Below are 14,041 nucleotides of genomic sequence, written 5' to 3'. Positions count from 1 at the left end.
CGATCTTTATTAGAAAGGAGAAATTTTAAATCCGATCAGGTAGGTTTTAGTGATGGGGTAGTTGGAGCCGTTATTGTACCCTGATTGCAGGATATTGCTAGAGGTTCCATCATTGTTCCATCCTCGCCAGTCGCTAATCGTAAAGAGGTTATTAGCAGAAATGTACACCTGAAGAGAGCTTAAGCGCAGAGGCTTAATCATGCGGCGAGGGAAGTTGTAGGCTAGGCGAACATCGCGCAAACGCAGGTAATCACCATTGTTTTCGTCTACTACTACCGAGCTGCGTAAGATCTTTCTCGAGTTAGAGAAATTACCGAAGTTAGGTTGTCCTAAGAATCCATCAGGATTGTTCACCGGATGGTAGCGGTTCTCGAAATAGTACTTGCTGGGAACTGCAAATCCTTCACCCGATTCCGTTAAAGAGGCCATATCACCATCCATCAAAGTACGACCTTCAACTCCAACAAAATTGAAGCTAAATGTGAAGCCCTTATACTCCGCTTGTCCACCAAATCCATAAGTGAAATCTGGAGCATAGGTTCCTTTGGATACCTGGTCTTTGGTATTGATAACACCATCACCATTCACGTCCTCTACGATGAAATCACCAGTAAGGGTTCCGTCGAGGTGTGGGGTAGAAGCTATCTCATCTTCGTCTTTGTAAATGCCAATTACATTATAACCATAAATCTCCGCTACCGGACGACCAATTTGGGTTACGAATAACTGATCACGACCCGTGGCAATACGCTCCTGGCCAGGACCTAAGGCTAATACCTTATTGTTATAGGTAGTGATATTGGCATTCATTCCTACACGTACATTCCCAACTTTGATATTATTAGAAGCCAATTGCAATTCGAAGCCTTGGTTTTCCATCTCACCAATATTGGCTAATACAGTGCTGTAGCCTGTCTGCTGAGGTACAGGAACTTCCAATAGTAAGTCACGAGTATTGGTCTTGTAATAAGCGGCATTCAGGTCGATCTTTCCATTAAAGAAGCTCAAGTCTAAACCAATATTGAAGGAGGAAGCAACTTCCCAGCCCAAGTCGGGGTTAGGAGCGGTGCTAGTGATGTATCCTGGTTGGATTGCATTTCCAAATACATAGGTGTCATCGGTAACCAGAGCCTTAGAGCTGTAGTTTCCAATTTGATTGTTACCGGTTTGTCCCCAGCTTGCAGAAAGCTTGGTGAAGGTGAGTACATCATTGATAGGGAAGAATTTCTCACGACTTACAATCCAGCCTGCTGAAACGGAAGGGAAATTACCCCAGCGATTATTGAGGCCGAAGCGAGAAGATCCATCCCGACGTATAGCCAAGGAAAGCAAATACTTGGTGGCATAATCGTATTGGATACGACCTAAATAAGATTCCAGAGCCCAAATGTCATGATTGGATGAAGCGGTGAATGAACTAGCACCGGCCACGTTCTGGATATTGTCATCCGGGAAACCGGAACCCTCAATCGAAGTGCTGTAGATGTGTTCCTTTTGGAAGGTATGACCTAATAGCACATTGAAGTTATGGTCTCCGATGGATTTACGATAATTCAAAGTGTTTTCTACCAGATAGTTCATGCGGTTTAAAACATCTTGTTCGGCATTTGCATCCGAACGCGGAGCCGGGGTACGGTAAGAGCCAATACTGGCCGGATAGTAATAGTCGCGCTGCATAGAGAGGTAATCACCACCCATGGAAATACGATAATCCAAACCGGGGAGGATTTGCGCATCCAAATACACATTACCAAATCCGCGTAAGCGATTGTATTGGTTCTTTACATTTTCGGCAGTGGCTACCAAGTTTTCAACTGGAGTACCATTAATGCGAACCCCTTCAATCTCTCTTTGCTCATTTACCAGCTGGTCGCTGATGTTTACCGATCCATCTGGATTATAAGCCTCGTAATAACCAAAGCTCAAGGGAATTAAAGCCAAGGTGCCCGATGAACGACTACTTTGTTCCGGTGCGTTTTGTACACTGTAAGAAGGCTTTAAGTTGATGCCTAATTTAATCTTGTCATTCAGCTCGGTTTGCAAGTTTAAGGAGGCGGAATAGCGTTTGAATTCGCTACCTAAGACCACTCCTTCCTGATCAAAATATCCGAGGGAGGTATAGAAGGAGGTTTTGTCGTTTCCGCCTTGCGCTGAGAATACATAATTAGAAATAGCGGCATCACGGAAAGCCAGGTCCATCCAATTGGTATTAGTAAGGCCGGGGGTACCATCTAAATAGGGCTGTAAGAAGTCCAGACTTAATTCGCGGCCATCGATACCCTGACCATTAATGGTGCGAGTAACCCGAACTGAGTTGGGATCGCTGGCACTGCGAACGGTGGGGTCCTTAGATACATAACCCCAGTCACGAGCTTCTTTTAAGAATTGAGCATGTTGGTAAGCATCTACTAATTCAACGCCAGAGCTCTGTTGTTGGAAACCGGTGTACACATCTAAACTGTACTGAGTTTTCTGATTTTGATTCCCTCTTTTTGTGGTTACCAGTATTACCCCGTTAGCAGCACGAGAACCATAAATAGCCGCAGAAGCAGCATCTTTCAGTACGTTGATTTCCTCAATATCATTGGGATTGATGGAGTTAATGGAGCTTCCTTCGGTAAGGGGGAAGCCATCCACTACGATCAAAGGATTAGTTCCGGCAGTTAAGGTTCCGGTACCACGAATTACAATTTGAGATCCTTCCCCGGGCTGGCCATTGGCCTGGTTAATTACTACCCCCGACATTTTTCCAGCTAATTGCTGATCAAAAGAAGAGGCGGCTACGTTTTTGAGTTCTTTGGCATCGATGGCACCAACAGCACCTACCACTTTTACGCGTTCTTGCTGACCGTATCCGATCACCACCACTTCATCTAGGGCATTGTTATCTTCCTCCAATACAATGCTTAATTGATTGCTTTCACCCAGGTTGATGATTTGAGTCTTGAATCCGATAAATGAAACTTCTAAGGATTTAACTGTATCGGGTAAAGCCAGGGTGAAGTTACCGTCAAAGTCGGTGGTAGTTCCAATGCCGGTATTAGGTACGCGCACACTAGCGCCTGGCAAGGGCTCATTATTGGCGTCCATTACCTTTCCTTTGATCGTTCTGGCGGGGATTTCCATGATTTCAGGCTTGGCATTCTGAGTGTTGTCAGAATTATCCTTCACCAAAATCATGCGGTGGATACGCTCAAAGCGCAGGTCGTTTAAACGAGAGAGGTCTTCTAATAGACTGCGTAAATTGTGGTAATCATGATCGATTTCCACGCGATTGGATAATTGGATCTCCTCTTCGGTGTAGAGGAAATTGAAATCCGTTTGTTCCTCAATCAAACCAAAGAGACCTTTTAAATCATAGGTGCTTTGTTTGATTTCGATGCGGGTTTCTTCCAAAATTTGACCATTGGCGCTGCTGTAAGCAAAAATGCTATTGGCGGCGATGGTAAATAGTATGGCAAGTACATGAACCTGCATAAAAGCTTTTATTAGGTATTTAAGGCTGGTAAATAGCTTTGTCATATTTTTGATGGTGTATAAGGTTAATACCAATCATGTGTTGATTCTAATTCAATGCGGATTTGATACGAATGGCTTTGTACTCAAAGGGAGCGCTGCAACGCTTCCTTTTTTGTTTTAGGTTTTCAATTCATTGGCGGCTTTGGGGTTTATAGATTAATACCTTCAGTTTATCGTCGTAATTCTCTTGCTCTTCGATGCTTTCGAAATCCAATTTTCGCAGTTGGGTAATAGAGTGCAGGATTACAGAAAGGCTTTGGCTTTCAAATCGACCGGTAATTTTTTCTTCCTTCAGGCTGGGATCGGCAAATTCGATTTGGATATCGTACTTGCGTTCCAGTTTTAGGGCCACTGCTCCCAGGCTGGTGTTTTCGAAACTGAGGATATTGTCCATCCATCCCGTAAGGAGCTCGGGCTGATAGGCTACAGCGCTCACTTTGCCGGTTTTCGAGTTAAAATTGATGGCCTCCTGAGGTTGAAGGATTTCTTCGGTACCCAGTCCGCTGATGGCCACTGATCCTTCCACGAGGGTTAAAGTGGTGGAAGAATCATTTTTATAGGAGTTGAGGTTAAATTCGGTTCCTAAAACTTTGGTTTGGATTTCATTGGATTCAATGATAAAGGGCTTCTTAGGGTCCTTCGCTACCCGGAAAAATGCCTCACCTTCGAAACTTATCCGACGTTCCTTTGGATCAAAACTTTTAGGGAAGCTCAGCTTACTTTCCACATTGAGCATTACTTCGGTGCCGTCTGCTAAGATCACCGTGCGACGCTGACCGGCTTCGGTGGCTACCATTAGCATTTCGATATCCTTTGCCGTATCATGGTAGTAATAGAATGCGCCATAGCTGAGGCTGAAAAGAATTAGGATTGCAGCGGCAATATTTATGAATCTCCGCAGAGGAAGGACTTTAGTTTGCTTTGGAGCTGCTAATTGATCACGCTTGCGAAGGAAATCGGCGTAAGCAATTTTGGTGTTCAGGTCCGAATTGGGTTCCTGTTGATCCCAACGTTCCTTTAGTTCAGTATAGAGCTCTCGGTGTTTGGGGTCAGAGCCTAACCATTTCTGAAATCGAATTTGATCTTCCTCGCTGGCGTTTTCGTTTAGGATCTTAGTAATGAGCCTCCAGTCAATATTCATGAGCGCATTTATCGTTTGCTTTCATGAGGAAGACAGGATAAGGTGCTTCGCGAACCAATCGATTGGATTAAGGGTCTGTTAAGCAATCCTTAGGCTATTGTAAATCGCATTACAGGCTTGCGATAGCGAGCTATATTTAATTGAAAAAGAATGGGGATTAAGAAAGTAGATTCCCAATTAAGTAAGCGGAAAGGGTAGATAAACTGCGTAGGGCTAATTGCACATGATTGCGCACTGTTTTTACGGAGAGGGAAAGTTCTTCTGCGATTTCCTCATGTCGTTTACCTTCCAATTTATTCATGCGGAAGATTTTTTGCCTTTGAGCCGGGAGCTGGCTTATGCGGGATTCCCACTCTTGAATGACCTCTTCGGATATCAAGATTTCCAATGGGTTTTCTTGAATGGCCTCTAATTGGAGATTGGCATCCTGGAGGCTTAGGGACTCCTGTTTCTTCTGCTTAATCTGGTTGATGGCCATATTTCGGGCGGCCAGATAAAAATAGCCTCGTACGGTAGAGTGGATTTGGATGTCTTCGCGCTTGGTCCAAATTTTTAGGAAAAGATCACTCACCAATTCTTGAGCTTGCATGTGATCATTGACCATATTTTGAACGTAGCGACAAAGAGGGGAGTAATACAGTTTAAAGAGAAGCTCAAAGGCTGCCTCATCGCCTAAGGCAACAGCTTCAAATAAAAGCAGGTCTGATTGGTCCCTGGTCATCTTCCTCCCAATTGATGGGGCTAATAAATGCTATAGATTTTTCGTGAAAATTATCGGCATATTAAATCGCGGCAAAGCGAGCTGTTAGTTCCAATCTTGCAGTTTTCGATGCCAAAAAATTCAGGGTTTTTCCTTTGGGTTGAGGTCATTTCCTTCATTTTGAATTGCTTAGCTTTAAAGAGCTAAATTCTGATCTATGAAGTTTCACTTTCCGGCAATAAAGGTGTTCTGGCTTTTTTTGTTTTCATTGTTTATTCTTTCGGCTTGCGTTTCAAAAAAGAAGTACACAGATGTTCAAAATCAGAATGAGGCATTAGAGCTCAGAATAGAGCAGCTCACGGCTGATGAAGATGGGGATGGGGTGAGCGATTATTTCGACCGTGAACCCGGCACTCCCGAGGGAGTGCGAGTAGATGGAAGCGGACAGTCTTTGGATAGTGATGGCGATGGCATTCCTGATTATATGGATGAAGAACCTAATACCCCAAGAGGGGCGCAGGTTAGTGAAAATGGCAAAGCAATAGATTCGGATGGGGATGGAGTTCCGGATGTTCAGGATTTAAGTCCGAATACACCGAAGGGGGCCTATGTGGATAATAATGGTCGCCCAATTTTAGCTGGCTCCTCGGGGGGAGGCATTAAACCACCCAAAGCGGTGCCTGAAGTTCAGCCCATTAGTCGGGTGGTTCATGATACGGTGCAGGATAAGGAAGCCTTTTTACTCAATTCCACCGGTCGACTCTTTATTTCCTGTCCGGCTGAGATGAAGGAAGAAACAGAGTATATCGTTCGCATAAGTATTGCGGATATCCTTAATAATCCTCAGGCTAAGCAGCATTTTTTAAGCAAGATTAATGAGGTGCAGGAGGACTTGGGCGAGGAGCCTTTTACAGAGCAAGATCTGCGAGATGAGAAAATCAATCTTTCGGATTATATGTCGGTAGACATTGAACCCAATGATAAATTCGCGGTGAGCTTGCTCAATAAGCCATTGGTGAAACAAATCTTGCCCACTGAGAACCCTGAGTGGCGCTGGAAGGTGAAGCCCTTAAGTGGCTGGGGAGGTCAGGATGCCTATCTAACCATTGTGGTGAAAACCCTGGATGATGCCACCCATTTAATCTCCCAGTCGGAGGAGCGCTTTAAGGTGAAGATCAATTTCAAGACTAGCTACATTCAAGATTTATGGCTGGCCTTAAAGGCTGATCCCAAATGGCTGTTTACCGCGATTTTAATTCCGATCGTAACTTTCTTTGCCGGTATATGGAAGGAACGGCGCAAGGCTAAAAAGTCAAATCCTTAATGAAGGCATATCTGGCGAAAGCCAAAAAAAGAAAAGCCCCCATGCAAGGATACATAGGGGCTTTATAGGTTTAATTCTTAAAGATTAAGCTTCCTTTTCGAGGAGAACGCTCACCTTGTTGAAGTCGGCAGCGGCATTAATTACCTTCAGGTATTCCTGAAATAACTCTTTGGGATAGATTTTATCCTCATACCATTCTTCGATGGTTACCAATACCTTATTTCCTTCTTTACTGTAATTTGAAGTAAAGAGGGCCTTGGTTTCGCCATCGATCACCAGTTTCTCATCAAATACCAATTTCTCTGGGTCTACCAGTGTATAACCTTCGGGAATCTCGAATTCTATGGTGCGGTAGTACTTGTGGGCATATTGGTTATAGATATCATGGTTTCGAACTGAATCCTCATCATACATTGCCATTTGAGGTCCAATTAGCTTACCCACATTAAGGAGTAAATCCTGACCAGCATTTTCTAAAAAGCGAATATCGGTAAGGCTGCCCTTAGCTTGCAGAGGCTTGTATCCTACATAGCGAGCCATGGCATTTTCTACTTCCAAATCTTCCACTTCACCTTCATCATCGATATAGCTAATCAAGGTTTCTTTAAACTCCTTGAGGTCGTCTTCATCGTCGATTAACTCAAAGATGCCTTGGTAAGAACGAGCGGAGAAGCCGGTCATAGCGCGGTAAATGTCCACTTTGTTATCCAATAAATCTGGTCCAAATACCACCTTTGCAATAATGGTGTCGCTGGTGAAAATAGAAGGATGGTAGGGGATTTCCTTTACTTCGGTAATCGCTACATATTCGTCGGCGAGCATTTCCTTATCAATAAATAGGGCCAGGGTTCCGGTATAGTTGAAGTTCAAAACTCCATTGCGCGACATACTTTCGGTGATATCAATGTAGAGGTCATCCTCGGGAACATAAATCAGCATTTCCTCTAAGAAATTATCAGCCTCAAATTCGGAATCGAAAAAGAGTTGATTGCGATTACAGGTGTATACGATTTGATAAGGAATTTGCAGGAAATCGTAAATACCGCAGTAGAGACGGGTTCCGCCAACCGTATTAAACACTTTGCGATCGCGAATGAAATCCAGGTCTCTGAGTTCTGCTGCTCCTACATTGTAATAGCTGTAATTGTCTTTGATGTAGTGCTCTACCCTTTGAGCCGTGGTGAATTCAGGTTCTTCTTCAAGCAGATATTCTTGGGCCGCCTTGGCTTCCTTTTTAATTACTTTTTCGCCCTTGCGATCCAATTCGCTAGTCAAGAAGGAAACTACATTTTGAGCGGTATAATTATAGGAAGTAACATCACGGTCGCCCGTGTATAAATTGCGATCGAGCTTAAAGATCACTCGACCCATTAAGGCATCGCTGGGACTTACACTTTCTTCTTCATAAGCGGGTACCGAGGTTCGGATATAGAGGCGGTTTTCTTGTTCTAAAACCGTGTCGGTCATTACCGAGTCTGGCAGGTTGTAAACCTTGGAGTCGAATACCAGCCCCCAAGGGGTTACCACATCAATTTCCAGATCTTTAATTTCATATTCCTCTTGATAATTGATCATTAAGCCATCGGTATTGGGCGAGAGGCGATTGATGTAATAAAACTCAATTTCGGAGCCTACTTCCAAACCTTCAAAAGCAAAGTAATTGTACTCCGCTTCACTGTCTTCCAGTTGGCCGGTTTGGATGTCGTCTTCTCCAATTTCAGTCACTTTATTTCCGGTAATAGCCCGGGCGCGAAATTTGAGCAGTTCACTTCCTGCGCCAGTGGGAACATAGCGTCGGTTAAACTCTTCCAGAGCACGGGTACTGTTTATGTAGATTCTTTGATGGAAAAGGCGATCCATTACCAGACGTTCTTCTCCTTCATGGTAATAGTAGTTGAAAAGGTGTTTTTCCTTTAGGATTAAAGCTGCGGTACTGTCATCCAGTTCGCCGTTAAAAGGGGCTTGCTCTTCTTCCCAATCGTAATCTTCAAATACGAAATAGGGTTCTTCATCCTGAGCCTGAAGACTCAAGCTAAAAAGAAGGATAAAAAGACTATAAAGGGGATTAATTTTCATTAGGGTTAAGTATTAAAGTTTGTTGGTATTCTTTACGAAGCTTGCGGATAAATTCATTCCAGTCTTCCAGATCTTCTACTTCTACAAAGAGGGTTTTTAGGGCAATTTCGATATTGTAAATCACTTTGTTACCCTCTTGCTTGTAGCTAATCTTATACGAGAATTTAGGATGCTCATAGCTGCTGCTTTCAGGCAGGTAGTTCAAGCTGTAATTCTCGGGAATTTCCAATTCGAAATAGCGTTTAAAGAGGGTGGTATTGTTCAGTTCCATTGGGTTCTTGCGATCCTCCTCTAAGCTATTGCTGGCTAAAATTTGCTCCAGATTTAAATTGATGATGGTTTTATTCCCCGCAACTCTGGCATATCGATCCAAGCGCATGCTGTAATTGAGCTTAAAGCCATCTTCGGTAATCTCGTAATTCTTGAGTTCCGATTTGCAGCGGTTATCGCCCTTTTGCAAATCGTATTTCAAGAAGTTTTTCATGGCTTCTTCATCCTTGCGTTCCAGGATGCGTAAGACATTGGAACGGTGATACACGCCGTAATGCTTATGACCTTCTCCCACTAAATTGTTGCCTTCCAGTTTTAGGAAGCAAGAGTCGGTTTCATCATTTAAATGATGATCCAAAACCGGAACTGTTTTCAAGTCAAAGGACTCTGGTCCCAGATTGATCAAGGCCTGCTTACCTTGAATAAAACTGCTGGGATAAGGGAAAGGCAGGTTTTTATTGGTGGCATCCAGAAAGTAATATTCTCCATCCAGCTTTAAAGCGGCAATCATATGATTGTCGGATAAACCGGTTGGTACTTCTTCATAGGTATAGGGGATAGAGCGTGTGCCAATCCAAACATGATGAGCATCAAGGCCGGCATAGGTCATCATCTGCACTAAGAGATTGCCCATGTCCTTACAATCACCATAGCGCTTGGTGCAAACAAAATTGGCCTCTCGAGGACGGAACCCGCCATAACCATCTTCAAAAGCGATGTAGCGAATGGAGTGATTTACCCAGTCGTAAATGGCTTTGGCCTTGGCGCGTGGAGTTTCCAAACCTTTGGTGAGGCTATCGGTAAGGCTTTTCAGTTCTGCATCAGGGCTTTCTAAATCGCTTAAAAAACGCTGGTAATAGCGGTGTAGGTCACTAACGTCTCCCATTACTTTTTCTACCTGACCATCCGATTTGACGAAGGACTTGATCCGGTAAACGATATGGGGGCTGAGGTATAAACTACTGGGAGAGCCACTTTCCCATTTGCGGGATTTCATTTCGGCGGTGCGCCAATGGTGAGTGGTTTCATCACCATCTTGCTCTACCCAATGCTCAAAGAAGCTGCTATCACAGTTAAAGTATTGGTATTCGATTTCAATACCCTCTTCTACAATCAGGCTAAAGTGCTGCGATTTAGAATACATGTAAGGGTCGAAAACCTCACGTCCCACCAAAAAGGGTTCATGGTATTCTTCTTCGTATTCCAATACCGTAATGGCGCCTTGCATCATACCTTCGAAGGTGAAGGATTTAGCGCGGGTACCATCATGGAATACGTCTTCATCAATCACTTTACGATCGATAAAGTCGCGCACTTTTTCCTTGTCGTATTTATCTTTTTCGAAATTAGGAACCAGGGTATAGGCCTCTATATCGGTGATTTCGGAAAAAGGTGGTTCGTAGTTCAGCGAAACCTCCCCACGGCCATTAACATTTTTATCGTTGAGGAAGGTCTTCATCGAGTGGCGATTGGTGATCAGAATTTGATCATCCTTAATACTCAATTGGGTTTCATTATGACCTTCCAGACGAACGGCGTCTTCGTCCTTATATTCTTTCATCAGGGCACTGGGGGTTTGAGCCTGAAGCCCTAAACTACATCCCAGAAAAAGCCCGAAGATGACTTTAGTTTTATTCATAAAGGTGGTTTGCAACGTATAAGTACTCTGCGATAACATTTCCTTCCTCATCATATTCTATAACTTTTCCATGCTTATCGCCGGCCATCCATTGGGCTTCATAAGCGATTTTACCATTGGGGTGATAGCGTTTTTCTGTACCATCCTTAAAGCCCATATCACTTTGGTATTCCCGCTGAACTTGGCCATTGGCATAGTAGTAACGCGTGGTGCCATGGTCTTCGCCTGCTTTATGAGGAATTTCACTTTCCAGCTGCCCGGAACTGTAATACGTATGGTAAGGACTTTCTTGGAACTCCCCTTTTTTAATTTCGTATTCCATGGCGGTTTTGCCATTCGGATAAAGGGCTTTTACCTTGCCCGTGCCTTGTTTTATGGCTACAAAATCACCAATAGAACCATCTGCATTTAGCTTGCGCCAGCCTATAATGCGCCCCAGGTCATAAACTCTAATATGCTGCAATTCGCCAGTTTCGCTGTAGAAATAACGATCGCCATCAATTTTGCCTAATACATAAGTAATACTATCGGTACGAATTCCTTCCTGGTTGTATTCCACATTAGGTCCATGAATTTCACCTGAGAGGTAGTGGAAGCTTTCTTGATACTGACCATTAGGCCAAAAGTCTTTCCATTCTCCAACTCGCGTTCCTAAATGATACATTCCAGTACTTTGAATCTGACCATTGGGATAGTAAAAGGTCCACTTTCCGTCTCTCTCGCCATCTACATACATCCCTTCGGTTTCCACCTTGCCATTACCATAGAACCATTGAGCTTTGCCTTGAAAATGGCTGCCGGTGCGATTAATCATAAAACGCATCTGACCGTTAGGGTAATTTAGGGAGAGAGGGTCCATAGGTTTGTGTACATCGGCGGTGTAAACCAGTTTACCATCTTTATAGGCTTCCATTTTTACAATGGTGCCCATTTTGTAATAGTCGATATGCTCAATTTGGCCGGTAGGGTCGAAATAGGCTCGAGGTCCGTTTTGCTGTCCATCTACATAAAAAATCTCACCCATTTTGTTTCCATTTGGGTGGTATAGGGTGGATAAACCTTGACGATCGCCTTCGTAGTAAATGCCTTCATCGCTAATCTGGCCGTTGAGATAATAGCGCTTGTATGGTCCGTGTAAAGTGTCGTTGCGGTAGGGGTAAACCGATGAAATGGACTCATTGCCGCTATGGTAGTTTTTGTAGTCGCCATGGTAGTCTCCTTCCTCATTGTACTGAATTTTAGCGTTGAGGTTACCGTATAAATCAAATTCACTCCAGGTGCCAATCCGATGGGTTTCGTCAAAAATACCCTGAGTTTGTGGGCTACCGTATAGGTCGTATTCTTTATAATCCAACTCGCCACGTTTATCCTCGGCCGAAGCCTGAACTTGGCCATTGATATCGTAGCATTCGTAGTACACGATTTCTTCTTTTTTGTAGCGGAACATTTCCGTTTTACGACCTTTTGAATCGTAATAAGTTTGGGTACCGGTTTTCTTGCCGCGCTCATCAAAGCTTTCCTCGCGAACCAGTTTGCCTTCGGCATTAAAGCTTTGCCAATTGCCAATTTTATTTCCGTCTACGTATTCACCTTTTTCATGTAATAGGCCATTGGTATGGTAGGATTCATAAGGTCCATTATAATTTCCATCTTCATTGTAAACTACTTTCACATCTAACTGACCATTAGGGAAGTAGAACTCTGAAGCTCCGGTGCGGGTATCATTTACCAAATTGATTTTGGAAAGCAAACTACCATCCTCATGATAATAGGTAGCCAGGCCATTGCCGTCGCCATTCTTTTGAGGGATTTTAGCTGACAATTGCCCATTCTTATAGTAGACGTATAAAGTGTCTACGGGCTTTCCATCTTTGAAGTTGAAAACTCGATGTTTGGTGCCATGGGTATAGTGCATGGTTGCAGGGCCATCAAGTTCCCCCTGTTTAAATTCCGCGAATATATAGGGAGCACCACTCTCATAATACTCCTTACTAGAGCCATCAAGAATTCCATTTTCATAGCTCACTCGACGACTCACTTCGCCATTTTCATGAAAAGCAATAAAGTCGCCGATTTTTTCACCTTCGGCATTTAATGCCCCTCGGCTGCTCACTTCACCAGTGCTGTAGTAAAATTCAAATTCACCTGTAGGATTGCCATGGGCATCGGGCTTCCCGGCAGCGCTTAGTCCATCGATACCATTATGGAAATAGTAAAGCACTTTCTCAGCTCCATCAACATATCCCTTTGGATGCAAGCCATGGTAATCACGTAAGAAACCGGCATTCCAATTAATCAATTCCTTGATTTCGTCGATATTCTTGTTTACGATACTTTGGTAGTAGTCGGTTTCGATGTTTACCGATAATAGTTGACTATAGGGCTCAAAAAGTTCTTCCTCCATTAGGGCTTTGTAATAGGGGAGATAGTACATGGCCCAGAAATCGGTTTTATTATTGAGCTTCACCGATTGGCTAATGGCCAGATGCATTTGCTTCATTAAAGGGAAATCACAATCCGAATCAATTTCATAGGCATCGCGCAATGCCGCATAGCTCTTGATGAGGCGATCGCTTTTAGCATAGGTTTTCTCTGGGTCGAAATCGTAATCAATCGGTTCAAATTCAGTTTTCTCGGAAAGGGAAGAATTGAAATACTGCAAGATGGCATTGGTACGACCACTGGCAGGCTCGGCAATAAAATAGTAGCCTAAGGAGAGTAGGGCCTGGGTGTGGTTGCCATTGTTCATGGCCAATTTTGCCAACTGAAAATGTGAAGATGCATGGAAAGGACTAATCTCGATGGCGCGTTTTAAATCGGCAATACCCTCTTCATAGCGTTCTTTGTTGATGTGCATCACCGCCCGATTATAGAGCAATTGCGTGCTGGCAGGGTAAATAGCGATAGCACTGTCGTAAGCCGCCTTGGCCGCCTCGGTTTTTCCCATTTCATCCAAGCTATTGCCGATGGCCGTGGTAAATTCAATATTGAAACGGCTGTTCATAGCCAAGCCTTTACGGGCATTAGTGAGTGCCTCTTCATAGCGCTCGGCCTCCATTAAGCTTAAGGTTTTCTCATATTGAGCAAAAGCGTAATTGGTATCGCCAGGATGAATCTGATCAAACATAGCAATGGCACTGTCGTAGGATTCGCGATCGTGCATGGCGATGCCAGCGTAAATGGTGTCTACAGAGTTGAAATGCCAGTCTTCTGATTGGGCATAGATGCTTATTGGGGCAAGAAATGCCACCAAAAGCAAGCGATAAGCAGTTTTCAATTTGATATGAATTTGGTGAATTGAGCGGTTAAAATAAGGCCTAGGCCGCGTTTATGAAAATTTTGAAGGACTCACTTTTTTTGCTTTAACTGTAA

7 protein-coding genes are annotated in these 14,041 nt (G+C 43.7%); 1 reads left to right on the top strand and 6 read right to left on the bottom strand.

Annotated features, from left to right (window positions below; all coding sequences use genetic code 11):
• Positions 1–9: 9 nt before the first annotated feature.
• The 3 genes from H4K34_RS05210 to H4K34_RS05200 form a co-directional block, all read right to left on the bottom strand.
• The gene (locus H4K34_RS05210; protein WP_246452204.1) at positions 10–3,522 is read right to left on the bottom strand and encodes a SusC/RagA family TonB-linked outer membrane protein; all 3,513 of its coding nucleotides are present in this window, start codon (positions 3,520–3,522) and stop codon (positions 10–12) included.
• A gap of 127 nt (positions 3,523–3,649) precedes the next feature.
• Entirely contained in the window at positions 3,650–4,660 is a 1,011-nt protein-coding gene (locus H4K34_RS05205; RefSeq protein ID WP_210759766.1) for a FecR family protein, read from the bottom strand.
• 157 nt (positions 4,661–4,817) lie between these two features.
• The gene (locus H4K34_RS05200) at positions 4,818–5,381 is read right to left on the bottom strand and encodes an RNA polymerase sigma-70 factor (protein WP_210759765.1); all 564 of its coding nucleotides are present in this window, start codon (positions 5,379–5,381) and stop codon (positions 4,818–4,820) included.
• A gap of 196 nt (positions 5,382–5,577) precedes the next feature.
• On the opposite strand from H4K34_RS05200, the gene H4K34_RS05195 reads away from it, so the two are divergent.
• Positions 5,578–6,684 carry a thrombospondin type 3 repeat-containing protein gene (locus H4K34_RS05195; protein ID WP_210759764.1) on the top strand — a complete coding sequence of 369 codons (1,107 nt, stop codon included), beginning with the start codon at positions 5,578–5,580 and terminating at the stop codon, positions 6,682–6,684.
• 84 nt (positions 6,685–6,768) lie between these two features.
• Here H4K34_RS05195 and H4K34_RS05190 read toward each other — a convergent pair whose 3' ends face one another.
• The 3 genes from H4K34_RS05190 to H4K34_RS05180 are packed head-to-tail and all read right to left on the bottom strand — an operon-like array spanning position 6,769 to position 13,946.
• Positions 6,769–8,760 (bottom strand): hypothetical protein, encoded by a 1,992-nt coding sequence (locus tag H4K34_RS05190; RefSeq protein WP_210759763.1) that lies wholly within the window; start codon positions 8,758–8,760, stop codon positions 6,769–6,771.
• A complete protein-coding gene (locus H4K34_RS05185) occupies positions 8,750–10,669 on the bottom strand; it encodes a DUF3857 domain-containing transglutaminase family protein (protein WP_210759762.1) in 1,920 nt (639 codons plus the stop codon). The genes H4K34_RS05190 and H4K34_RS05185 overlap by 11 nt, the downstream gene beginning before the upstream one ends.
• Entirely contained in the window at positions 10,662–13,946 is a 3,285-nt protein-coding gene (locus tag H4K34_RS05180; RefSeq protein ID WP_210759761.1) for a tetratricopeptide repeat protein, read from the bottom strand. The genes H4K34_RS05185 and H4K34_RS05180 overlap by 8 nt, the downstream gene beginning before the upstream one ends.
• Between the last annotated feature and the right edge of the window lie 95 nt (positions 13,947–14,041).

Origin of the sequence: Croceimicrobium hydrocarbonivorans (assembly GCF_014524565.1) — a bacterium.
GTDB classification, from domain to species: Bacteria; Bacteroidota; Bacteroidia; order Flavobacteriales; family Schleiferiaceae; genus Croceimicrobium; species Croceimicrobium hydrocarbonivorans.
Note: the sequence above shows the minus strand (reverse complement) of the source record. Positions and strands in the feature narration are given on the sequence as shown.